Source organism: Erythrobacter sp. JB2-19, from assembly GCF_057365005.1.
This window is the reverse complement of sequence record NZ_CP200290.1, coordinates 2,403,564-2,426,318: the sequence shown is the minus strand read 5'-3', so window position 1 is coordinate 2,426,318 and position 22,755 is coordinate 2,403,564. Positions and strand designations below refer to the sequence as shown.

Annotated in this window: 19 protein-coding genes and 1 riboswitch; all 19 genes read left to right on the top strand. The window is 59.8% G+C overall.

What is annotated here, in order from left to right; translation table 11 throughout:
- Positions 1 to 10: 10 nt before the first annotated feature.
- The 19 genes from murD to AC0V6O_RS11640 all read left to right on the top strand — a co-directional run bounded on the left by murD (position 11) and on the right by AC0V6O_RS11640 (position 22,750).
- Entirely contained in the window at positions 11 to 1,402 is a 1,392-nt protein-coding gene (murD, locus tag AC0V6O_RS11730) for a UDP-N-acetylmuramoyl-L-alanine--D-glutamate ligase (RefSeq protein ID WP_486144194.1), read from the top strand.
- A complete protein-coding gene (locus AC0V6O_RS11725) occupies positions 1,399 to 2,643 on the top strand; it encodes an FtsW/RodA/SpoVE family cell cycle protein (RefSeq protein ID WP_486144192.1) in 1,245 nt (414 codons plus the stop codon). Before murD ends, AC0V6O_RS11725 begins: the two co-directional genes overlap by 4 nt.
- On the top strand, positions 2,640 to 3,857 hold the full coding sequence (gene murG / locus AC0V6O_RS11720; RefSeq protein WP_486144190.1) for an undecaprenyldiphospho-muramoylpentapeptide beta-N-acetylglucosaminyltransferase: 1,218 nt from the start codon (positions 2,640 to 2,642) through the stop codon (positions 3,855 to 3,857). Before AC0V6O_RS11725 ends, murG begins: the two co-directional genes overlap by 4 nt.
- Before the next feature lie 52 nt (positions 3,858 to 3,909).
- The gene (gene murC, locus AC0V6O_RS11715) at positions 3,910 to 5,346 is read left to right on the top strand and encodes a UDP-N-acetylmuramate--L-alanine ligase (RefSeq protein WP_486144188.1); all 1,437 of its coding nucleotides are present in this window, start codon (positions 3,910 to 3,912) and stop codon (positions 5,344 to 5,346) included.
- A gap of 5 nt (positions 5,347 to 5,351) precedes the next feature.
- Entirely contained in the window at positions 5,352 to 6,317 is a 966-nt protein-coding gene (murB, locus tag AC0V6O_RS11710) for a UDP-N-acetylmuramate dehydrogenase (RefSeq protein ID WP_486145613.1), read from the top strand.
- Positions 6,287 to 6,835 (top strand): DUF4262 domain-containing protein, encoded by a 549-nt coding sequence (locus tag AC0V6O_RS11705; RefSeq protein ID WP_486144186.1) that lies wholly within the window; start codon positions 6,287 to 6,289, stop codon positions 6,833 to 6,835. Before murB ends, AC0V6O_RS11705 begins: the two co-directional genes overlap by 31 nt.
- Positions 6,832 to 7,842 (top strand): D-alanine--D-alanine ligase, encoded by a 1,011-nt coding sequence (locus AC0V6O_RS11700; protein WP_486144184.1) that lies wholly within the window; start codon positions 6,832 to 6,834, stop codon positions 7,840 to 7,842. Before AC0V6O_RS11705 ends, AC0V6O_RS11700 begins: the two co-directional genes overlap by 4 nt.
- Positions 7,829 to 8,746 carry a cell division protein FtsQ/DivIB gene (locus tag AC0V6O_RS11695; RefSeq protein WP_486144182.1) on the top strand — a complete coding sequence of 306 codons (918 nt, stop codon included), beginning with the start codon at positions 7,829 to 7,831 and terminating at the stop codon, positions 8,744 to 8,746. The genes AC0V6O_RS11700 and AC0V6O_RS11695 overlap by 14 nt, the downstream gene beginning before the upstream one ends.
- Entirely contained in the window at positions 8,746 to 10,065 is a 1,320-nt protein-coding gene (gene ftsA, locus AC0V6O_RS11690; RefSeq protein ID WP_486144180.1) for a cell division protein FtsA, read from the top strand. The genes AC0V6O_RS11695 and ftsA overlap by 1 nt, the downstream gene beginning before the upstream one ends.
- 153 nt (positions 10,066 to 10,218) lie before the next feature.
- The gene (gene ftsZ / locus AC0V6O_RS11685; protein ID WP_486144178.1) at positions 10,219 to 11,964 is read left to right on the top strand and encodes a cell division protein FtsZ; all 1,746 of its coding nucleotides are present in this window, start codon (positions 10,219 to 10,221) and stop codon (positions 11,962 to 11,964) included.
- Between the two features lie 314 nt (positions 11,965 to 12,278).
- Positions 12,279 to 13,769 carry a tetratricopeptide repeat protein gene (locus tag AC0V6O_RS11680; RefSeq protein WP_486144176.1) on the top strand — a complete coding sequence of 497 codons (1,491 nt, stop codon included), beginning with the start codon at positions 12,279 to 12,281 and terminating at the stop codon, positions 13,767 to 13,769.
- A gap of 141 nt (positions 13,770 to 13,910) precedes the next feature.
- On the top strand, positions 13,911 to 14,417 hold the full coding sequence (locus tag AC0V6O_RS11675; RefSeq protein WP_472640802.1) for a type III secretion system chaperone family protein: 507 nt from the start codon (positions 13,911 to 13,913) through the stop codon (positions 14,415 to 14,417).
- Between the two features lie 37 nt (positions 14,418 to 14,454).
- Positions 14,455 to 15,237 (top strand): pyrroline-5-carboxylate reductase family protein, encoded by a 783-nt coding sequence (locus AC0V6O_RS11670; RefSeq protein WP_486144174.1) that lies wholly within the window; start codon positions 14,455 to 14,457, stop codon positions 15,235 to 15,237.
- Positions 15,238 to 15,380: 143 nt separating this feature from the next.
- Positions 15,381 to 16,139 carry a Bax inhibitor-1/YccA family protein gene (locus AC0V6O_RS11665; RefSeq protein ID WP_486144172.1) on the top strand — a complete coding sequence of 253 codons (759 nt, stop codon included), beginning with the start codon at positions 15,381 to 15,383 and terminating at the stop codon, positions 16,137 to 16,139.
- A 220-nt stretch (positions 16,140 to 16,359) separates the two neighbouring features.
- Entirely contained in the window at positions 16,360 to 17,313 is a 954-nt protein-coding gene (locus AC0V6O_RS11660; RefSeq protein ID WP_486144170.1) for a hypothetical protein, read from the top strand.
- 34 nt (positions 17,314 to 17,347) lie between these two features.
- A riboswitch (cobalamin riboswitch) is annotated at positions 17,348 to 17,565 on the top strand.
- Positions 17,566 to 17,694: 129 nt separating this feature from the next.
- Positions 17,695 to 19,620: a TonB-dependent receptor plug domain-containing protein gene (locus AC0V6O_RS11655; protein WP_486144168.1), complete on the top strand. Its 1,926-nt coding sequence runs from the start codon at positions 17,695 to 17,697 to the stop codon at positions 19,618 to 19,620.
- 39 nt (positions 19,621 to 19,659) lie between these two features.
- On the top strand, positions 19,660 to 20,730 hold the full coding sequence (gene cgtA, locus AC0V6O_RS11650) for an Obg family GTPase CgtA (protein WP_472639428.1): 1,071 nt from the start codon (positions 19,660 to 19,662) through the stop codon (positions 20,728 to 20,730).
- A complete protein-coding gene (proB, locus tag AC0V6O_RS11645; protein WP_486144165.1) occupies positions 20,715 to 21,845 on the top strand; it encodes a glutamate 5-kinase in 1,131 nt (376 codons plus the stop codon). The genes cgtA and proB overlap by 16 nt, the downstream gene beginning before the upstream one ends.
- The gene (locus AC0V6O_RS11640) at positions 21,842 to 22,750 is read left to right on the top strand and encodes an NAD-dependent epimerase/dehydratase family protein (RefSeq protein ID WP_486144163.1); all 909 of its coding nucleotides are present in this window, start codon (positions 21,842 to 21,844) and stop codon (positions 22,748 to 22,750) included. The genes proB and AC0V6O_RS11640 overlap by 4 nt, the downstream gene beginning before the upstream one ends.
- Positions 22,751 to 22,755 lie beyond the last annotated feature (5 nt).

Sequence of the window (22,755 nt, the reverse complement as noted above, 5' to 3'; positions counted from 1 at the left end):
CTGCGCCAAAGTGATCACCTCCGCTGCCTTTGCTGGAAAACGCTATGCCGTGCTCGGCCTGGCGCGGTCTGGCGCGGCCACGGTGGAGGCATTGCTGGCGAGCGGCGCGGAGGTAACCGCATGGGACGAGCGTGAGGAAGCGCGCGAGGCGTTTGCTGGCCGGTGCGATCTGGCCGATCCTTTGCAAATCGATCTTACCGGATTTGCGGGCGTGGTGGTGTCTCCCGGTGTCCCGCTCAACACCCATCCAATCGCGCCCTATGCCGCGAAGTTCGATGTGCCAGTGATCGGCGATATTGAATTGTTCGCTCAGGCCCGCGCCGATCTGCCGCCGCACAAAGTGGTTGGCATCACTGGTACCAATGGCAAGTCGACTACGACAGCGCTGGTCCATCACATCCTGCAAACCGCCGGCGTGCCCAGTGTGATGGGCGGCAATATTGGCGAACCGATTTTGGGCCAGGACCCGCTGACGCCAAATGAAAATGGGGTCGGGGTCTATGTGCTGGAACTGTCGAGCTATCAGATTGATCTGACGTTTAGCCTGGATTGCGATGTGGCGGTGCTGCTGAACATTACGCCGGATCATCTGGATCGGTATGACGGCAGTTTTGAAAAATATGCGGCGTCGAAATTTCGTTTGGTGGAAATTCAGACCCACTCAAGCTGGTGGATCTACACAGATGATCCGTTGCTTAAGCAGTATGACTGGAACGCCGACGAGCAACCACGGCCAAACGCTGGCGAACGCTCACTTCTTGCCTCCACAAAGTATGACAATTGCTCAGGAAGTGTGGTTGATGGAATCGGCAAGACTGGATCAAGCCGGGTTGGTTTCCAGAGGAACTGGCCAAGCCTTCAAGGACCACACAACGCCCAAAATGCGGCCGTTGCCATTGCTGTCTGTGAGCACTTGGGATTAGACACATCTCAGGTATCAAAAGGCCTCAAAACCTTCCCCGGCCTCCCGCATCGTATGGAGCGCATTGCCGAGATCGCCGACGTGACCTTCGTCAATGACAGCAAGGCGACCAATGCGGATTCCAGCGCGCCGGCCATCGCTGCGTTCCCGCCTGATCCCGATCCGCGCGTGCGCTGGATCGTCGGCGGTATGGCCAAGGAGCAAGGTTTGGGCTCGCTCGCGGGTCTGATGGACCACGTAGCGGGCGCATACACCATTGGCCGTGACGGTGAGATGTTTGCGCAGGCCATTCAGCCATCCGCACCAGCGCAATATTGTGAAACACTGGGCCAGGCCTTTGCCAAGGCGTATGGTGATGCGCGCGCTGGCGATGTGGTCCTGTTCTCGCCTGCTGCGGCTAGCTTTGACCAATTCCGTGATTTTGAAGACCGCGGGCAGCAATTCCGCGATCTCGTCGATGCTCTGGGAGAGGCCGCATGAATTCCGTCGGTTCACCGGCATACGGCCCCTACGCGCCAGGCCGCAGCGGCGGATCGTTCCACGCGTCTGTGCCGGTGCGGCGCGGGTGGATGGGCGATTTGCGCATCTGGTGGCGCGAGGTTGATAAATGGCTGCTCGGCCTGGTTCTGGTGACGATGCTGATCGGGACCGCTGCTGTGGCCGCCGCCTCGCCCGCCAGTGCAGAGCAGCTGTCGACCGCCGAAGTGCGCCTTGATGAGTTTCTGTTCCTGAAGTCGCATGTGGTTTGGCAAATCATGGGCGTGGGCGTGATGATCGCCACCAGCTTTGCCAGCCGCGATAATGCGCGCCGTATGGGTATCTTGCTGTTCGCCGGAATGTTGGCGTTGCTGTTTATCGTGCCGATCTTTGGAGTTGAGAAAAACGGTGCGCGGCGCTGGCTAGAAGTTGGAATGTCGCTCCAGCCGTCGGAGTTCTTGAAGCCCGGCTTTGCCATTGCGCTCGCGTGGATATTAAGCTGGCGGCTGCGCGATCCGAATTTGCCGGTGCTCACCTTCGTGACGATGATCATGGGCCTCGTCGCGGGTCTGCTGATGCTTCAGCCAAACCTCGGCGCGACCATCCTGTTTGCAGGCGTGTGGTTCGTGTTGGTGCTGCTGTCAGGCGTATCGGTGCAGCGGATCAGCGCGCTGGTCGGCGCGGGCGTGGTTGGCCTGACTGCGACCTATTTTCTCTATGACAATGCGCGCCACCGGATCGATGCGTTTCTGGGCGGCGGCACGGCGTTTGACCAAGTTGATCTGGCTCAGCGGACCCTACTGGCTGGCGGTTGGACCGGCAGCGGGCTGTGGCTGGGCATTCGCAAGATGAACCTGCCAGAGGCGCATACCGACTATATCTTCTCCGTCATTGGCGAGGAATATGGCCTGATGATCTGCGCGCTGATCGTACTGCTCTATCTCGCGATTGTTGCTCGCGTGCTGGTGCGGCTGGTGGATGAAGAGAACCTGTTTGTTTTGCTCGCGGGTGCCGGGTTGGTCACGCAAATCGGCGGTCAGGCCTTCATCAATATCCTCGTCAATCTTCAGCTGTTCCCATCAAAAGGCATGACCTTGCCGCTGATCAGCTATGGCGGCTCGTCAACCTTGGCGGTGTGCTTTACATTCGGTCTGTTGCTCGCAATCACGCGGCGCAATCCGTTCCTAAAGCGCGAGACGCCGGGACTGAGAGACTTTCTAGAAAATAAGGAGGAGCGCGAATGAATACCGATGCTCCCAAGTCCAATCGTCATTTCGTTCTCGCCGCTGGCGGGACCGGCGGCCATCTGATCCCGGCCTTTGCGCTGGCAGCGGAGCTGGATGCACGCGGGCACCATGTGGCCTTGATCACGGATGAGCGCGGCGCGAATATCCCCGGCAAGCCCGACTATTTGACCGCGCATGTCCTGCCCGCTGGCCGGTTTGGCAAAAACCCGCTGCGTTGGCTGGGCGGTGCGCGCGCGGTGCGGGATGGCCGCAATATGGCGCTGCGCCTGTTTGATGCGTTCGAACCCAGCGCGGTGATCGGCTTTGGCGGCTATCCGGCTTTCCCTGCGCTGCTGGCCTCGACCAAGGCTGGCATCCCTAGCGTCGTGCATGAACAAAACGCTGTCCTGGGGCGGGTCAACCGACTGCTCGCGGGCCGTGTCGATGCGATTGCCACCAGCTATCCAGAGGTTGAGCGCCTCAAAGAGAAATACGAGACCAAGGTTTATCTGGTCGGCAATCCGGTTCGGGCACAGGTGCTCGAGCTGCGCAAGCAGGATTTTCCCGAGTTCACGGATGAAGGCCTGCTGCGGGTGCTGGTGACTGGAGGCAGTCAGGGCGCAAGCATCCTTTCGGAAGTGGTGCCCGATGGTCTGGCTATGTTGCCGCCCGCTCTGCGCGGCCGCTTGCAAGTGACGCAGCAATGCCGCCAGGAAGATATCGATGCCGTGCGTGAACGTTATTTGAGCCACGATATCCCGGCCGAGCTCGGCACCTATTTTGAGGATATGGAAGAGCGCCTGGCCGATTGCCACGTCTTCATTGGCCGGGCAGGTGCATCGACCATTGCCGAGTTGACCGCGGTTGGCCGTCCCGGAATTCTGATTCCGCTGCCGATTGCGACCGACGATCATCAGGCCGTCAACACCCGCGAGATTGTGTCCGCTGGCGGCGCGCGCATGGTGCGCCAAGCGAACTTCGTGCCCAAAGAACTGGCCAAGCAAATTCAGGCTATGGCGCAAAAGCCGGCGAGCCTCGCCAACGCCGCGCATGGCGCATGGAATTGCGGTCGCCCGGATGCGACGAAGGACCTCGCGGACTTGATGGAAAGCTTTGGCGGGGCCGACATGATGGATGTGATCCGTGTCGGCGAGGGCGAAAAGCGAGCCCCCGCGACCAACACCGCCGCTGAAGGCGCGACCAAGGACGCTGTTCGGGATTCTGCCGAATGAAGGTCCTTCGACAAGCTCAGGATGAACGGACACCTTTCATCGGAGACCTCCGATGAAGGGTGTTGCAACCGATATTGGCACGATCCATTTCGTCGGTATCGGCGGGATCGGCATGTCGGGCATTGCCGAGGTGATGCACAATCTTGGCTATGGCGTGCAGGGCAGCGACTTGGCCGAAGGGCCGAGTGTGGAGCGCCTGCGCGCGCGCGGCATCACCGTGCATATTGGGCATGAGCGCGAAAATGTGGACGGCGTTAGCGTTGTCGTCACTTCCACCGCTGTTCGACGGACCAATCCGGAGGTTGCCGCCGCGTTGGAAAACCGCATCCCAGTGGTGCGCCGCGCCGAAATGCTGGCCGAGCTGATGCGGCTCAAATCCACCGTCGCGGTGGCTGGAACGCATGGCAAAACCACCACCACCAGCATGATTGCAGCACTGCTTGATAAGGGCGATGTTGACCCGACGGTGATCAATGGCGGCATTATTGAGCAATATGGCTCCAACGCGCGTCTCGGCGATAGCGATTGGATGGTGGTCGAGGCAGATGAGAGTGACGGCAGTTTCTTAAGGCTGGATGGGACGATCGCGGTCGTCACCAATATCGACCCGGAGCATCTCGACCATTACGGCGATTTCGACGGCGTCAAACGCGCCTTTGTTGAGTTCATTCACAACGTCCCATTTTACGGGGCAGCGATCCTGTGCGTTGATCATCCGGAAGTGCAGGCGGTGATCGGCCAAGTGCGCGACCGCAAGGTTGTGACCTATGGTTTCTCTTTGCAGGCCGACATTTGCGGCGTGAACATCCGTCCGCATGAAGGCGGCAATTGCTTCGATGTGATCATCCGGCAGCGCGGCGAAGAGGACCGCCGGATCGAAGGCGTCGACCTGCCCATGCCGGGCCGCCACAATGTGCAAAACGCGCTCGCCGCAATTGCGGTCGCGATTGAGATGGGCTGCGCCGACGATGTCATCCGCGAGGGCTTTGGCCAGTTTGGCGGGGTTCGCCGCCGCTTCACCAAGGTTGGCTCCGTCCCGGTCGATGGCGGTGCTGTCAGCATTATCGACGATTACGCTCACCACCCGGTCGAAATCCGTGCCGTGCTGGAGGCTGCGCGCGAGGCAGCTTCTGCTGGCGAGAGCGAAGGCCGGGTGATCGCGGTTGCCCAGCCGCACCGTTATTCGCGCCTCAATGATCTGATGGAGGACTTCCAAACCTGCTTCAACGAGGCGGACGAGGTCTATGTCACCCCGGTTTACGAAGCGGGCGAAGACCCGATTGAAGGCGTCAGTTCCGCCGCACTCGTCGCGGGCCTCAAATCGCGCGGGCATCGCTCTGCGCAAACGATTGAGGATCAGGCGTCTTTGGCGAGCGCGCTGGCAAGCGACATTCGCAAGGGCGACATCGTCGTGTGCCTGGGTGCGGGTGACATCACCAAGTGGGCGGCGGGCCTCGCTGGCGCAATTGAATCGAAGCAGAACGCATGAACGACATGGTACAACCCGATGACTGGAACGATCAGGATAGCGGCATGGCCCCCACCTGCGCGATTGAGGGCGGCGCGAACGCACCTGTGCCGACCGAGAACATTCGCGGTCGTCTGACGCAAAACGCGTCTTTGGCAAAATTCGTCTGGTTCAAAAGCGGCGGCAATGCCGATTGGCTGTTTGAGCCTGAAGATCTGGATGATCTGAAGAACTTTTGTGAGCAGTTGGACGGAGAAATTCCTGTGATGGCGCTGGGCGTCGGCTCCAACATGATCATCCGCGATGGCGGCGTGCCTGGCGTGGTGATCAAGCTGGGCAAGGAATTCTCTGAGGTCGAGATCACTGGCGAAACAACGCTCACCGCGGGGTCCGCTACGCCGGTCAGCATTGTTTCGAGGCGTGCGGCGAAAGCCGGGATCGACGGGCTGTCATTCTTCACCGGCATTCCCGGATCGGTTGGCGGTGTTACCCGCATGAATGGTGGATGTTACGGTCGCGAAACCCGCGATGTACTGGTCGATTGCCACGTCATCTTGCCAGATGGGCAGTTTGTGACGCTGACGAACAAAGATCTGCAATACAGCTATCGTCATTCAGCGCTTCCCGATGGTGCGGTCGTCGTCGCCGCGCGGTTTGAAGGCTTTCCGGGCGATCCGGATACGATCAAGGCCGAGATGAACCGCATTTCCAGCGAGCGTAAGGACTCGCAGCCAATTGGCAGCATGACTGGCGGATCAACGTTCAAAAACCCGCCCGGTCACAGCAGCTGGAAGCTGATCGATGAGGCGGGCTGCCGCGGTCTGAGGAACGGCAGTGCGCAGGTGAGCGAGAAGCACTGCAATTTCCTGATCAACACCGGCAATGCGACCAGCACCGAAATCGAGGGTCTGGGCGAGATGGTGCGCGAGAAAGTCTATGCCCATTCCGGCATTCAGCTGGAGTGGGAAATCAAACGAGTGGGCAGGCCGTGAGAAATTGGTTCAAGAAAGACGGCCTTTCAAAAGGCGAACGTGAAATAGTGGACAATGTCGATAAACACGGCTGCCACCTTAACGGCGTCTTTGACCCAGAAGGTGACGAGCCGAACTTTGTTTATTCGATCGGTTTCACAAAGACTCTGGAGAAGGTTGGCATTTCCGATTTTCCTGAAGTCATTATTTTCGGCCTGCCTGGTGACTTTTGCGGACCTGCAATCAACCAACTTCTTGCCATGTGTGTCGCCGGACAAGAGCTTAGTGAAGGTGTCCGCCTTGATGAGTTCTTCGGGGACTATGACGGTATCGTAAGGCTAGTCCATCCAAGCCGTATTGAAGAAGAATATCTCAATTCTGCAATGTGGTACCACCGTACCCAGATGGACCGAGAATTGTTGAGGGTCGCTCAACTTGTTTGGCCGGATGCTAGTGGCGTTTTCCCTTGGGAAGAGGGTTGCGAGGAATGGGTGCGTGCCGATCAACCTGCGCTTTACGAGCCGAGATTGGCCTCATGACTGTGCTCTCCAACCTCCATATCGCCGTCCTGATGGGCGGCTGGGCTGCAGAGCGCGAGGTCTCTTTGATGACCGGCAATGGCATTGCCGATGCGCTGGAGAGCAAGGGGCACCGCGTCACCCGGATCGATATGGGCCGGGACGTCGCTGCGCGGATTGCTGAGGCGGCGCCAGATGTTGTGTTCAACGCGCTGCACGGCGTGCCCGGCGAAGATGGCACGGTGCAGGGCATGCTTGATCTGATGGGCATTCCCTATACCCATTCCGGCGTCGCGACCTCTGTGATCGCGATTGATAAACAGCTGACCAAGCAAGCGCTTGTCCCCCATGGCATCCCGATGCCGGGCGGGCATATCGTGGCCTCTGAAGAGTTGCATAAGCGCGATCCGCTGCCGCGTCCTTATGTGCTGAAACCTGTGAACGAAGGCTCATCCGTGGGCGTCGCGATCATCACCGAGGATAGCAATGTCGGCAATCCGATTGCGAGCGGTGCCGAGGGGCCGTGGCAGGAATTTAAAGAGCTGCTCGCCGAACCCTTTATCAAGGGCCGCGAGCTGACCACTGCTGTGATCGACGGACCAGATGGGCCGCGCGCGCTGGGCGTGACTGAGCTGATCATCGAAAGCGGCTTTTACGATTACGAGCACAAATACACCGATGGCTGCACGCAGCATGTCTGCCCGGCGAATATCCCGGCAGACATTGCGGCGCTCTGCGAAAGCTATGCGATCCGCGCGCATCAATTGCTCGGCTGTCACGGCGCGAGCCGCACGGATTACCGTTGGGATGATGAGGCAGGCGAGGCTGGCCTGTTTGTGCTGGAGACCAACACTCAGCCGGGCATGACGCCGCTCAGCCTCGTGCCAGAGCAGGCGAAACATGCCGGAATTGATTATGCCGATCTTGCAGAAATGATCGTGCACGAGGCGCTCAGGATACATGGGGCGGCGAATGCCGGTCCTGCTGCGCCTGCCAAGCAAACAGGAGGCACTGATGGCGCAGATTAAACGCGGCGGAAAAGGTGTAAGACGCGCAGTGAAGGCATCGAGCCGGGCGAAAACCGCACGGCAAGCGCGGGCGCGCACAAGTGGCGTGCTCGACAGTGTGATCGGACTGCTACCGTTCACTGACGAGCAATTGCAGCGCATCTTTCTCTCGATCATCATTGGCGGTGCAGTGGCGCTGGCATGGTTCATCGCCAGCCTCGCAGGCGTTCCGGCTATGGCCCAGGCGCAAGTTGCGCATCTCGCCTCTGACGCCGGGTTTGAGGTTCGCCGCGTACGCGTGACCGGCACCAGCCGGATGGACGAGCAGCACGTCTACAGCCGCGCGCTGGCTCAGCGTGATCGGCCCATGCCTCAGGTTGAGCTGGAGGCATTGCGCGAAGAATTGCTGGAATTGCCGTGGGTCAAGGACGCGCGAGTTTCCGCTCAACTGCCGGACACTTTGGCGATCGACATTGTTGAGCGCAGCCCGCATGCGGTTCTGGAGAAGCCCGATCGTTTGGTGCTGATCGATGCGGAGGGCACCGAGTTGGAGCCGGTTGCGCGTGACAAGGCCAAGGAAATGCTGATGATTTCTGGCCCGGGTGCCAGCCGCCAAGTGGCCGATCTTGATCGCCTGCTGGCCACTGCACCTGCGCTGAAACCGCAGATTGAGGCAGCAGAATGGGTTGGTAATCGCCGCTGGAACCTGTCATTCAAGACCGAGCAAATCCTGGCTCTGCCAGAGGGCGATGACGAAGCGGCTACGGCGCTGGTCAAATTCGCGCGGATGGACGGGCAAAACCGCTTGATCGGCGGACAAGTTGCGACCTTCGACATGCGTGCGCCGCCGCGCATCTACATGCGCGTGCCGGGACGTTCTGACCAATTGCTCGCCAATGCGTCTGGCACCGGAGGAACACCGTAATGGCAAGCTCCAAGGGTCACAGCTCCGCCGGTAAAGCGCGCCTTTCGAAGATTTTTGGCGCGGTCAATATCGGCTCGTTCCGTATCTCGGCCATGATTATGGGTGAGACAGAGAACGGCGATCTCATCGTGCTGGGTTCTGGCCACCGCGCAAGTCAAGGGATCAAGCGCGGCTATGTGATCGATATGAGAGCGGCAACCTATGCAATTCGCGACGCGGTGGAGCGGGCGGAGAAAAACGCCGGTGCCAGCGTGCAAAGCGTGTGGGTGGCCTGCGCGGGCGCAGGCCTGGTTAGCAATGTCTCCAAGGTTGAGATTGAGATCGGCGGGCGCCGGATCGAAGAGGAAGATGTTGAGCACCTGCTGATCGCGGCGCGCGACACGATCCAGCCCGACGGACGGATGGTCCTGCACGCTCAGCCTGCGCATTACACGCTCGATGGGGCGCATGGCGTCGCCAATCCGCGTGGTCTCCACGCAGAGCGCCTGGGTGTAGATGTGCATGTGATGCTGGCCGATGGCGCGCCTGTGCGCAACCTCACTGAAGTCGTGCAAAGCGCGCATTTAGAGGTGGAGGGCGTGGTCGCTGCTCCGCTCGCCACCAGCTATGCAGTGCTGTCGCAGGAAGAACGCGAGCTCGGCGTTGCCTTGGTCGAAATCGGCAATGATGTGACCAATGTCTCCGTCCACGCTGGCGGCATGCTGCTCGGTCTGCGCGCACTGCACTATGGCTCTGGCGATATCACCGATGCGATCGCCAGCGCCTTTGGCATTCGGCGGTTTCAGGCAGAACGGCTGAAATGTGTCTCGGGATCTGCTATTGCCTCGCCAAGCGATCACCGCGAGATGATCCCGGTTAACGGGCCGGGCGATGAAGTAACCGGGCCATTGGCACGCGGCGCGGACGATAAGAACCGCATTGCACGGGCAGAATTGGTCTCTGTGGTGACGCAAAATCTCTCCCAGCTCACCGATGAGGTGGGCCGGGCGCTGAAGGCGATGGGCTTTTCCGGCTCGCGTGCAGGCCAAGTGGTTCTGACAGGCGGCGGAGCTGAGCTTGCTGGTCTCGCCGAATTTGCGCAAGGTGCGCTAGGGATGCCAGTGCGTATTGGCCGGGCGCCGACTTTAACCGGGCTGCCCGAGGCGCATTCTACGCCGGGCTTTGCGACATTGGCGGGACTGTGCCTCTATGCCGCAGATGATCCGGTCGATATTCGCGCGATTGGCTCGCAATACCAGCAGACCGCCAAATACGGCGGCGGCGTTGTAGGGACACAAATGGCTGCGCGATTATTCCGCGCGCTTAAGGAATACTTCTAAAGAGCCTTGGTAAGAGGCCGAAGGACAATTGAGGCTCTGTGGATAAGGGTTGGTGCGCTATAACCGCGAAGACGCGAATGTGGCACAAGTATAGAGAAATATTACGTATGGCGGGACAAGGATGGGTCGTCTCTCGCCTGAAAGGGATAATTGATGAGCATTAATATCGGACCAGCAGCGAGCGATGACATGCGGCCCCGCATTACCGTGGTGGGTATTGGCGGCGCTGGCGGCAATGCGATTGCGAATATGATTGAATCCGACATCGAAGGTGTCGAATTCATTGTTGCCAACACGGATGCTCAGGCGCTGAGCAGCAGCCCGGCGGCGACCCGCATTCAGCTGGGGCCGGATATCACCGGCGGCTTGGGCGCAGGCGCTCGGCCAGAAGTGGGCAAAGCGGCGGCGGAAGAAACCGTCTCTGAAATCGAGACCGCGCTGGAAGGCGTGAACATGGTCTTCATCGCCGCTGGCATGGGCGGCGGCACCGGTACTGGCGCAGCCCCAGTGATCGCCGAGGCCGCTCGCCGCAAAGGCGTGTTGACGGTCGGTGTGGTGACCAAGCCATTCCTGTTCGAAGGCACGCGGCGGATGCGCGCGGCAGAGGCTGGCATTGACGAGCTGCAAGAGCATGTCGACACTCTGATCGTTATCCCGAACCAGAACCTGTTCCTGGTCGCGCAGGCAGAAACCACCTTCAAAGAAGCGTTCCAGCTGGCCGATGAAGTGCTGCAGCAGGGCGTTCGCTCGATCACCGATCTGATGGTGATGCCGGGCCTGATCAATCTCGACTTTGCCGATGTACGCTCCGTGATGAGCGAAATGGGCAAAGCCATGATGGGCACAGGCGAGGGCGAGGGCGAAAACCGCGCACTCGATGCGGCGGAACAGGCGATTGCCAACCCGCTGCTCGATGGTGTCAGCATGCAGGGCGCCAAGGGCGTGATCATCTCGATCATCGGCGGCGAAGACATGAAGCTGCTCGAAGTCGACGAGGCGGCAAATCACATTCGTGAGCTGGTGGACGATGATGCAAACATCATCTGGGGAAGCGCGTTTAATCCCGATCTCGACGGCAAGATCCGCGTTAGCGTGGTCGCGACCGGTATAGAGCAAGGCGCGGTTGGCACGACACGGGACAGCGCTCCTGTCGCTTTGTCGAGTGCGCGCGCGCCGAAGCGTCCAGTTCTGCCATTGCCCGGTGAAGAAGAGGTCGCGGAGGCTGCTGAAGCTGAACCGTTGACCCTGTCAGAGCCCGAGCCAATGATCCTGTCCGAACCGGAAGTGGACGAGATCGAAGAAGAAGCAGAAGAAGAGCCGATTTCGGTGGAGCCGTTTGATCTTTCCGGCATGCAGGCGGGCGATGATCTGGGCGAGCCGGACGATGATGATGTTGATGGCATTGTCGACCCACTGGCCGGTTTGCGCGATGCAGAAGCCGGTTTGGGCGATGGCGGCATGCCAGAACCAGCAGATGATGACGCGTTTGGTTCGGCTGCAGAGACTGGCTTTGGCGTGGATGCGGAGGATGAGAGTGACGAGGGCGAAGCCGCTCTCGATCTGACCGCAGAAGTACCCGAAGACGATGCGGATAACGGTGATGATTTGCTAGCAAGCGCAGACCGTCTGGCTGAAGAAGACAATCCGGTTAAATCCGGCGTGCCTTCGCGCCGGTCCGGCATTCTTGGTTCCGGCCATGGTGATAGCGCCAGCGCAGGTGGCGGCGGCGCGGCAGGTGCAGCCTCTGGCGGTGGCAGCACTCTGTTTGAACGTATGGCCAACCTCTCGCGCAGCTCCGGATCGGACGATGCGGAGGACGAAGAGGAAGAGGATAAAAGCGGCGAAGACGCACCAGCGCTCAGCATTCCGCGCTTCCTCGGACGCCAGAACAACCAGTAACCGCGCGCAAAACGCGTTTCATTAATCGGGCGGGTGCAGCGATGCACTCGCCCGATTTGCGTTAGACTTGGTCGCACCGCTCTAACCCGCCGCCTCGATGCTCTGCGGCTCAATGCCAAGCGCTTTCAATGATGAATGGGGCGAAATTCTCCAATGTGCGGTGTTCACCTCGCTTTCAGTTCGCTTTCGCTAGCGAAAGTGGTCTAGTTAGAGGAACTATGATTCTGCGGTCCCCCCGTTCGCTTTTTCTGTCCGGCATTGCCCGGCGTATGCCGCTTGCGATATTTGCCGTCAGCGCCGGACTTGGCTTGAGCATGCCTGCCGTGCCTGCCCACGCGCAAGACAGCGGGGCGACATCGCGCGAAGTGGTGCAGCCGTTGCCATCGGCTCAGGTTCAGCGTCTCAACCGCGCGCTGCGGCGCTTGGCGCGCAGTCCGCGCGATCTCAGCACTCTGATAGAGGCGGGCAATGCGGCGATGCTGCTGGGCGATATGGATGCAGCGATCGGCTTCTTTGGCCGCGCCCAGGATATTTCGCCGACGGATTCGCGGGTCAAGATGGGTATGGCAGCGGTTTTCCTGCGGTCCGATCGGCCCATTGAGGCGCTGAGGCTGTTCAATGAGGCAGAGGCCGCAGGCGCTTCCTCCCGCGACGTTATGGGTGACCGCGGTCTGGCCTTCGATCTGGTTGGCAACAATCAAGCCGCCCAGGCGAGCTACCGTGATGCCTTGGCGCTCACTGAAGACAGTGAAGTGGTCCGGCGTCTTGCGCTGAGCCACGCAATTGCCGGTGACAAGCAAGCATTTGAGGCGAGCCTGAGGCCGCAATTGGAGGCGCGCGATTTTGCGGCTTTCCGCACGCAGGCCTTTGGCTTGGCGATATTGGGCGAGCAGGACGAAGCAGCGGCGATTGTCGATGCGGTCATGCCGCGCGATTTGGCCGCGCGTATGACGCCCTATCTCGCCTTCATGCCGCGCCTGACCAAGGCTCAGCAGGCGGCCGCCGCCAATCTCGGTATCTTCCCCGCCGCCGCGCAAGTGGGCCGCGATGATCCGCGCATTGCGGAATATGCAGCACAGGGCAGAGCCATTGCGAGCGCAGCGGACACCCGTCTTGCCCCCGCGGGAGAACCGCTGGGCCGGGTCGCCGATGCGGGTGATACCGCCGAGCAGAGCTTTACTCCCGGCGTTGAGCAGATCGAGCCTTCTTCTTCCACGCCTCCCGTTGCGATCGCTGCGGCGCCTGAAACGCAGCCTGCTACACCTGCTTCGGCAGAGACTGTTCGTGTGGCCCGAGCAGGCGAAACTGCCGCGACTGCTCCGACTGGAGGAGAATCGCCGCGCCCAGGGTTTGACCTCGCGCGGATCAACACCCGCGAAACCGAGCCTGCCTCGCGCGCAAGTGTTGCCGATGCCTTTGCCGAGTTTGGCTCCGATGTGCCGCGCGTTACAAGAGCTGGTGAGGGAGCGGTCGACCTAGCTGCGATTGAAATCCCGCGTGAGAGCGAGGTCGAAGCGGAACCGGAAGAGCCAGAGCATCCGCGCCGACAATGGGTGCAGGTTGCAACGGGCAAAGATCGCTCGGCTTTGCGGTTCGATTGGCGGCGTTTCAACCGGACTGCACCGGATGAATTGAGCGGCCTCGATCCGCATGTCGTGCGTTGGGGAGAGGCCAATCGCTTGCTCGCGGGGCCGCTCGGCACTGCGCAAGAGGCCCGTCAACTGGTCACGGCCCTGCGCGCCCAAGGTCTGGATAGTTTTACTTATACGAGTCCAGAAGGTCAGGAAATTCAGGAACTTAAATAGAAATTTGGGTTACGAACAGGTTTCTGTGCACAGGCTTTGAACAGCGCAATAGGGTTCTCCCCAGCCGCCCGCCGCATTCACATTGCAAAGCGACCCTTTGCCGATGCATCTGTCATTGCCGATGACAAAGATAGCCAAACCATGAGACCGCGCGAGAACGAATTCAGCGCTTCGGAAGATGCCGCGCCGGTCGATATGCTGGCGGCCTTGTTCGAGGCGCGCGGCTGGCCGTGCGAGATCGTATCCAATGACGAGCTGACCGGCGAAGTACAGGGCAGCTGGACGAAGTATCAACTGCGCGCGATCTGGCGGGCAGAGGATAATGTGCTGCAATTTATCGCGCTGCCCGACATTCGCGTGAGTGCAGAGAAGCGACCGGCGGCCTATGAATTGCTGTGCCTGGTCAATGAGCAGATGTGGCTCGGCCATTTCGACATTTGGTCGAATGGCGATGTGCTGCTCTATCGTCACGGCGCGATGTTGGGCGATGATGGCATGCTCAGCCTGACCCAAGCGCAATCGCTGGTTGAAACGGCGATTGATGAATGCGATCGGTTCTATCCGGCATTCCAATTCGTGCTGTGGGGTGACAAGGCCCCGCGTGCCGCGCTCGACAGTGCGCTTGTCGATGCCGCTGGCGAGGCGTAACTCTCTCGCTGGTTAGACGCGATTGGTAGGGGCGATTATGTCCAAGGTTCTCATTTTTGGTTGCGGCAATATGGCGGGCGCGATGCTGGCTGGGTGGCTGGCGGATGGGGCGGACCCGAGCCGCTTTGTGGTGGTCGACCGCTCTATGGAGCGCGCGCCCGGCGGCGTGGATCTGCACCGCGAGATTCCGCATGATTCCGATCATGATGCGATCCTGCTCGGCGTAAAGCCTCAGCAACTATCGGACTTGCGCCCGCTGCTTCAGCCCGCTGCGGGGCCGAAAGTGGCGGTGCATTCCTTGCTGGCGGGGATCACTCTGGCGGGCCTTGTAGAGGCATTTCCTGATGCCCGCGCGCATGTTCGCGTGATGCCCAATCTCGCCGCTCGTATCGGCAAATCGCCGGTCATTCTGGCGCAAAGCGGCCTTGATACAGCGGAGCGTGACAATGTCTTTGCGCTGTACGATCTTTTGGGCAGTGCAGTCTGGCTGGAAGATGAGGCGCAGTTTAACCTGATGACTGCGCTGGCGGGCTCCGGCCCAGGCTTTGTCTACCGCTTTATTGATTCGCTTGCTGGTGCGGCGACGGACCTCGGGCTTGATCGGGCTTCGGCCGATCGATTGGCGCTGACCATGGTGGAGGGCGCAGCCTCTCTGGCGGGCAATGCGACAAGCTCTCCGGGGCAACTGGCCGATCAAGTGGCCAGCCCCGGCGGGATGACGCGCGAAGGCCTAAATGTGCTGGATGATGGGGCTGCGTTGCGCGCGCTTTTGCGGGCGACCTTGGCCGCAACCGCGCAAAAAGGCGATGAATTGGCGTAAAGTGACGATAAATCAGCGTGATAGCAACCTTAACGTAACGTAAGCACCGCCAAACGGTTTTGCTTGAAATACACGGCAAAAATCACGATATTACTTGGTGAAGGCGCGTATGTCCGCGCCCGCTTTTAAATGTAGGGATGACCATGTCTGATTGGAAAGACACTCAGCAATCACAGCAAGCCTTTGGCTCTTCTGTACCCCGTGCCGGCGGGAACCTTGCCGGTGAGACGTATGATGAGGGCCTGCGCAAGCACATGCTCTCAATCTACAATTACATGAGCTCGGGCGTATTGCTGACAGGTATTGTCGCAATTCTGTTTTCCTGGGGCGGTGTTGAATCGCCAGCCTATTGGCTCGCCGTAAATGGCGGCCTGTTGTTCTGGGCGGTGAAACTTGCGCCGCTGGCCTTCGTGCTCGCGATGAGCTTTGGCCTGCACAAGATGAGCCAGTCGACCCTGCAAATCGTGTTCTGGTCGTTCGCGACCGTCATGGGCATTTCGATGTCGACGATTTTCCTTGTCTACACCGGTGAATCCATCGCTGTGACATTCTTTGCCACGGCTGCGGCCTTCGCTGGTTTGTCGCTGTGGGGCTACACCACGAAGAAAGACATTTCTGGCTGGGGCAGTTTCCTGATCATGGGCGTAATCGGCCTGATCATCGCCATGGTGATCAACATGTTCCTGGGATCGGAAACCATGGCATTTGTCATCAGCGGGCTCGGCGTGCTGATCTTTGCTGGTCTGACCGCTTACGATACGCAGATGCTGAAAAACCAGTATCAGCAGATCCGCGGAACGTCCTTCATCGGCAAAGCCGTGATCATGGGCGCGACCAATCTGTACCTCGACTTCGTGAACATGTTCATGTTCCTGTTGCAGTTCCTCGGCAACCGCGACTGATTTGAACGCACAGCCAGCGCGGTTTGACGCAAACCTTGCCGCGCCAACCGATAAATGATTGCAAACTTTTGATGCCCGGGGCGTTTAGAGCGCTCTGGGCATTTGTTTTGATGCACAAGCGCAGTAACCCATTGCGCTTCAGCTTGGGGCAATGCAGTCTAGCGCATGCACATGGCATAATGCCTGGGGTGGGTTACGATTTTGAGAGAGGCACTTCCTAATGAGCGCAGCACAACTGGCCCAGACGCCGGTAACGCAATTGACCCATGAGGTCGCATCCAATTCCGATGGCACGTCCGCTGGCTCCAACTTGGGGCTGCGTATTCTAACTGTCGCTGCTGGTGCAGCCACGCTGGGCGCCTGTACCACCACTCCGCCACCGCCTCCGCCACCTCCGCCGCCGCCTCCCATTGTTGAGGCGATCCCGTCCCGGCCATTGCCGCCAGGCGGCGCATCCTATGTGATGAACATTCCGGCCACCGGTGCCGATGGTCAGCGCATCACGATCAATCGTGGGATCAGCGATGATGAAAAGGTCTGGCATTTCCGTTCCGCCTGGAATGTCGCCGCGCTCAATTGCACCGCTCTGCAACATGCGCCGGTGCTTACCGCATACAGTTCGTACATCTCGAAGCATTCGCGCGCGCTGAAACAAGTGAACGATCGGATTGATCGGGTCTATCGCAGCCAGCTGAGCTCTCGCCGTAGTGCGATTATGGCGCGTGAAAGCAAGATGACCAGCGTCTATAACTTTTTTGCGCTGCCACCTGCTCGGGCAAGCTTCTGCAACAATGCGCTTGATATCTCGAACCGCTATCTCGCCGCACCAGATGATGATCCAATCGCCTTTGCGATGAGCAATTTTGAGCTGAAGGAAGCGCCGTTTCACAACTTCTTCGCCGATTATGAGCAGTACCAGCGGGATTCGGCCGCTTGGGATGCCCGCTATGGCGAGCGCTACGGCGCGTCTCAGCCGGGCTGGGTCGCAGTTCAGGCCGCGCGCCAATCGGGCAATTTCGGCTCAACCCCGCCGCCCTCTGGCTTTGTGGCTGATCCGGGAACCAGCGGGAATGCACAGGTGCCGATTGTGCCGGTGGACGAGAGCACGGTCTCTCAGCCGGTGACGCAGCCGATCCCTGATGCCGATCCCGCCGCCGCGGATCCGGGGTCTTAGTAGCGCGGGCTTGCGCCCTCTACAAAAGCTGACTAACCGAGCGACACGCATTGGTAACGGGAATGCGGTGCGGGGCCATTGGCCCCAAAGCCGCGGCTGTCCCTGCAACTGTAAGCGGTGAGTGATTGACCTCGCGCGGGCTTGGATACGAGCGCGCAGCCACTGGGAAGGCCGTGAATGGCCGCCTGGGAAGGTGAGAGGCAAGAGCGATGATCCGTGAGCCAGGAGACCGACCAGAGCGTGTCGCTTGTGGCCTGGTTCAGGGATTGATCCGGCGCGAAAGAATTTTCGTCTCGAGCGACGATTAATGGGACTGCGTAGGGGGTAACGCCGCGCAGTCCGTTGCTTTGGATGAAGGGAATTATCTTGAGAAATCTATTGTTGAGCAGCGCCGCTGCTGTGTTTGCGCTCAGTTGTGGCAGCCATGCCGCTGCGCAGAATGAGGGCGTTTATACTGACGAAGAAATCGATCCGAACGTCATTTTGCCAACTGGCATTCTTCCAGAAGACGGTATTCTCGTTACCAGCAGTCGACTGCGGACGACGCGATTGTCAGAATCGACGGCTTCCACGGCGATCGTAACCCGAAGGCAGATCGAACAACGTCAGGTCCGCGACATTGCCGATGTGCTGCGCGATGTGCCCGGTGTCGCGGTTTCCAGCATTGCAGGTCAGACCCAAATTCGTCTGCGCGGAAGCGAGGCCAATCATGTTCTAGTGCTGGTCGACGGCATCGAGGTTTCCGATCCTGGCAGCGGTGAATTCGATATAGGCACGCTTCAGGCTGAGATCGGCAGTTATGTCGAAGTGCTGCGCGGCCCGCAATCGGCGCTTTACGGCAATGATGCGATCGGCGGCGTGGTAGCCTATCGTCTGGCGCACATTGATGGTTTTACAGGCCGGCTGGAGGCCGGTTCCAACGAGACAATCAACGCGGCAGCGCGGTGGGGAACGCGCATCGGCGATGCAGAAACATCGCTATCTGCTACCGTAGTCAGCACCGATGGGGAGCCAAATGCTCGGGGCGGTGAGCGGGATATCGGGCGAGACAGTTATACTTTGTCTGGCCGTATCTCTGGCGAAGTTTCCAACGCGCTGCATATACGCGCGGTTGGCCGGTTCGTTGACACATCAGGCGAAACAAACAATCAGGACTTCACCTTCGGCAGCCCTACGCTCGGCCTTGTGATTGATAGCCCGGGCGTCGGTTTTGAAAGCACTGCGTTATATGGCTTGGTCGGCGCGCGGCTTGAGACGCTTGATCAGTCTTGGATACACGATCTTTCGGTTCAATTTGCCAATATTAACCGCAGTACTTTTGACGGTTCAGCCATTACGAGTGACATGGAAAGCGACCGGTTCAAGGCGTCGTATGTCAGCAGTTTTGATTTTGGACAAAGCGAACACAATATCACCTTTGCTGCTGATTATGAGCAGGAAGGCTTCAACAATGTGTCCACCTTCAACGAACGCCGTGAGGTGGAGAATGTCGGTTTAGTCGGTGAGTACCGTTACGACGGGGACCGTTTCGATTTTTCGGCAGCCTTGCGGCAAGACTTTAACGACCGGTTTCAGGATACGACCACTTTCCGTGCGGCAGCAGGCCTAAATGTCACTGATACAACACGCCTTCGCGCGGCTCTTGGTTCAGGGGTCAAGAATCCGACCTTTTTCGAACTATTCGGCTTTTTCGATGGTGTGTTTGTTGGCAATCCTGACTTGGAACCAGAGGAATCGACCAGCTGGGAAGTGGGCGTGGATCAGCGCTTTCTTGATGGCAACGGGATGCTTTCTGTCACCTATTTCAACGCTGAGCTCGATGGTGAAATCTTCACGGTTTTCCCTCCGCCGACTTTCATTGCCACACCGGGCAATCGCGATACGGAAAGCGAACAACAAGGGATCGAATTTGCTGTATCGGCGCAGATCGGACGGAATTGGAGCGTCAACGCTGCCTACACTTATCTTGATGCTGAGGAGAATGGAGCGGTTGAAGTGCGACGTCCCGAAAGCATAGCGAGTGCCGCGCTAACATGGACTTCTGCTGACGACAAAGCTTCTGCCACTTTGGTCGTTCGCCATAATGGTGAAGCTCTCGACAGTGATTTTAGCACTGGCGCTTTTCCCGCACCTGTCACCACCCTTGATGATTTTACGCTTGTGAACGTCAATGCGCGCTACGATCTGACAGACGGCGTCAGTCTGTTCGCGCGTGCGGAAAACTTGCTGGATGAGGAATATGAGCAGGTGTTCAGTTTCGTCAGTCCGGGCCGCACTGTGACCGTTGGTATCGAGGCAAGGTTCTAAGCTCTCGCTTTCTGTCAAGGAAATGCATAGGAGCACTCCATGCATTTCCTTGATCAAGCCAAGATATACCTAAAGTCGGGCGGCGGCGGGCCGGGAGCGGTTAGCTTTCGGCGCGAAAAGTACATCCAATATGGCGGTCCAGACGGCGGTAAAGGTGGCAAGGGCGGCGATATTATCTTTGAGGCTGTTGGCGGCCTCAACACGCTGATCGATTTTCGCTATTCGCAGCATTTCAAGGCGCCGCGCGGCGGGCACGGCATGGGCCGCGACCGCACCGGCGCTGGCGCGAAGGACTTGGTCGTTAAAGTCCCGGTCGGAACTCAGGTGCTCTCCGAGGACAAGGAAGACGTGCTTGCCGATTTTACCGAGGTGGGCCAGCGCATCGTCTTTATGGAAGGCGGGCAGGGCGGGCGCGGCAATGCTTCGTACAAAAGCTCTACCAATCGCGCCCCGCGCCAGCATCAACCGGGTGAACCGGGCGAAGAGGCATGGGTGTGGCTGCGGTTGAAACTGCTTGCCGACGTGGGTTTGGTTGGCCTGCCCAATGCGGGCAAATCGACCTTCATCAACGCCGTGTCCAATGCCCAGGCGAAGGTCGGGCATTACGCCTTCACCACACTGGTGCCTAAGTTGGGCGTGGTGCGCCACAAGGCGCGTGAATTTGTGATCGCGGATATTCCTGGCCTGATCGCGGGTGCCGCAGAAGGCGCAGGGATTGGCGACCGGTTCCTGGGGCATATCGAGCGGTGCCGCGTACTCATCCATTTGATCGACATCTCCGGCGATGACCCGGCCGAGGCGATGCGCGTGGTGGCCGAAGAACTCGAAGCCTACGGCGCCGCGCTAGAAGACAAGCCGCAGCTGATCGTGCTCAACAAGGTTGATCTGGCCGATGATGAGCTGGCGGAGGGCTTTACCGAGGAGCTGAAAGCCGCTGGCGCGGACGAGGTGTTTGTGATCTCTGGCGCGAGCGGGGCAGGGATTGAGCCATTGCTCGACGCGGTGCTCGGTTTTCTACCGGATCGCACCTCGACCGAGACGAAGGCCGCAGAGGTCGAAGAGCTTCCCGAAAGCGAGGATGGGGATGCGGGCGAATGGTCGCCGATTTAAGCGCTTTCGTTGATCCCGCCGCTTGCCCGCGCCTGGTGGTCAAGATTGGCTCGGCCTTGTTGGTCCGGGACGGTGCGCCGCGCCGCGAATGGCTTGCAACATTGATCGCCGATGTCGCGCGGCTGCGCGCGGGCGGTCAACAAGTGATCCTAGTCAGTTCCGGCGCGATTGCGCTTGGTGCGGCTCGGCTTGGCCTGCCGAAGGGCGGCCGGGCGAGCCTGGCCGATGCGCAGGCGGCGGCGAGTGTTGGTCAAGTGGCGCTGGCGCAGCTGTGGGCAGAGGCTCTGGGCGCGCATGACATTACAGCGGCGCAAATGCTGGTGACGATTGGCGACCTGGAGGATCGGCGACGCTATCTTAATGCCTCGGCGACGCTTGAACGATTGCTCGAGGCGGGTGCGGTACCGGTCGTCAACGAGAATGACAGCGTGGCGACCGAAGAAATCCGCTTTGGCGACAATGACCGGCTGGCCGCGCGCGTGGCGCAGGCGGCGAATGCTGATGCCGTACTGCTGCTGTCCGATGTTGACGGGCTGTACAACAAACCTCCAGGAGAAGATGACGCGCGCCTGATTGAGAGGGTCGACCGCGTGACACCGGATGTGACCGCCATGGCCAGCGATGCCTCCTCATCTGGGCTGGGATCGGGCGGGATGACCGCCAAATTGCAAGCCGCGCAGATTGCTGAGCGCGCTGGAATTGCGCTCGCCATTGTCAATGGCACGCATGATGCGCCGATCGCGCGACTGCAAGATCATGGTATTGGCACTTTGTTTGCGGCCCAGGATGTTGGCGATGCGCGTAAAACATGGCTTGGCGGGCGCTTGGCGCCAGAGGGCAGTATCACGGTCGATGCGGGCTGCAAAAGGGCTCTAACCAAGGACGGGGCGAGCGTGCTCGCGGTCGGGATAACTGCGGTCGAGGGCTCGTTCCAACGCGGCGATTTGATCACCGTGTGTGCGGCGAACGGCACCGTTCTGGCTCAAGGTCTGTCTGAATATGACGCCGTCAGTTGCCGCCGGATTGCGGGCCTGCGCCACGATCATCAGGCCAAAGTGCTCGGCTACGCTCCGCGCGCGGCGGTGGTGCACCGCGATCATTTGGTGCTGCTGTGAAGCTGGCCGTCACAGGGTCCACTGGCTTTGTGGGTCAAGCGTTTTTGGACGTTGCCACAACGGATAGCGAGCATGAGGTCCGCGCGCTGACCCGGCGTGAACAGCCGCCGCGCAAAGGCGTCACCTGGGTTCAGGGCACCTTGAGCGATGTGGAGGCCCTCGCAAAGTTGATCAGCGGCGTGGATGCGGTGGTTCATATCGCCGGGCTCACCAACACGCCCGATCCGACAGAATTTGAAGTTGCCAATGTGCTTGGCACTCAGAATATGATCGCCGCCGCGAAGGCTGTAGGCGTGAAGCGCTTCGTGTTTGTCTCCTCGCTGTCCGCGCGCGAGCCAGATTTGTCCGCCTATGGTGCGTCAAAGGCGCGGGCGGAGACATTGGTTGAGGCCAGCGGCCTTGATTGGACGACAGTGCGTCCGCCGGCGGTTTATGGCCCGCGCGATACGGATATGTTTGAGCTGTTCCGCAGCGCGAAATGGGGCTTCGTGCCTCTGCCGCCGCGCGGGGCAACCTCGATTATCCATGTGCAGGATTTGGCCGAATTGCTGCTTGTGTTGACGGGGCCGGTCGCGCCCAGCCGCGTGCTGTTTGAGCCGGACGATGGCCGCGAGGGTGGTTGGAGCCATAAAGAGCTCGCCCATGCAATAGGCGCGGCGATGGGGCGCAAGGTGCTTGCGCCAAACCTGCCCGCTGGCGTGTTGAGCGCCGCGGCGCGCGCGGATAAGATGCTGCGCGGTGACAAGGCCAAGCTGACCGCCGACCGGGTCGGCTATATGTGCCATCCCAATTGGGTTGCGCGAACGCTGAAAGCGGTGCCTGCCCGGATTTGGAAACCCAAGATACCCAGCGAGGAAGGCCTCGCTCAGACCGCCAAATGGTACCGCGATAAAGGCTGGCTTTAACGCCT

What these genes read in the sequence shown, in the direction of transcription:
- ftsZ (WP_486144178.1), top strand. Translation starts at nt 10,219, where the DNA reads ATGAGCATTAATATCGGACCAGCAGCGAGCGATGACATGCGGCCCCGC.
- AC0V6O_RS11725 (WP_486144192.1), top strand. Translation starts at nt 1,399, where the DNA reads ATGAATTCCGTCGGTTCACCGGCATACGGCCCCTACGCGCCAGGCCGC.
- ftsA (WP_486144180.1), top strand. Translation starts at nt 8,746, where the DNA reads ATGGCAAGCTCCAAGGGTCACAGCTCCGCCGGTAAAGCGCGCCTTTCG.
- AC0V6O_RS11670 (WP_486144174.1), top strand. Translation starts at nt 14,455, where the DNA reads ATGTCCAAGGTTCTCATTTTTGGTTGCGGCAATATGGCGGGCGCGATG.
- murC (WP_486144188.1), top strand. Translation starts at nt 3,910, where the DNA reads ATGAAGGGTGTTGCAACCGATATTGGCACGATCCATTTCGTCGGTATC.
- cgtA (WP_472639428.1), top strand. Translation starts at nt 19,660, where the DNA reads ATGCATTTCCTTGATCAAGCCAAGATATACCTAAAGTCGGGCGGCGGC.
- AC0V6O_RS11695 (WP_486144182.1), top strand. Translation starts at nt 7,829, where the DNA reads ATGGCGCAGATTAAACGCGGCGGAAAAGGTGTAAGACGCGCAGTGAAG.
- murG (WP_486144190.1), top strand. Translation starts at nt 2,640, where the DNA reads ATGAATACCGATGCTCCCAAGTCCAATCGTCATTTCGTTCTCGCCGCT.
- AC0V6O_RS11660 (WP_486144170.1), top strand. Translation starts at nt 16,360, where the DNA reads ATGAGCGCAGCACAACTGGCCCAGACGCCGGTAACGCAATTGACCCAT.
- AC0V6O_RS11675 (WP_472640802.1), top strand. Translation starts at nt 13,911, where the DNA reads ATGAGACCGCGCGAGAACGAATTCAGCGCTTCGGAAGATGCCGCGCCG.
- AC0V6O_RS11665 (WP_486144172.1), top strand. Translation starts at nt 15,381, where the DNA reads ATGTCTGATTGGAAAGACACTCAGCAATCACAGCAAGCCTTTGGCTCT.
- AC0V6O_RS11680 (WP_486144176.1), top strand. Translation starts at nt 12,279, where the DNA reads ATGCCTGCCGTGCCTGCCCACGCGCAAGACAGCGGGGCGACATCGCGC.
- murB (WP_486145613.1), top strand. Translation starts at nt 5,352, where the DNA reads ATGGTACAACCCGATGACTGGAACGATCAGGATAGCGGCATGGCCCCC.
- AC0V6O_RS11700 (WP_486144184.1), top strand. Translation starts at nt 6,832, where the DNA reads ATGACTGTGCTCTCCAACCTCCATATCGCCGTCCTGATGGGCGGCTGG.
- proB (WP_486144165.1), top strand. Translation starts at nt 20,715, where the DNA reads ATGGTCGCCGATTTAAGCGCTTTCGTTGATCCCGCCGCTTGCCCGCGC.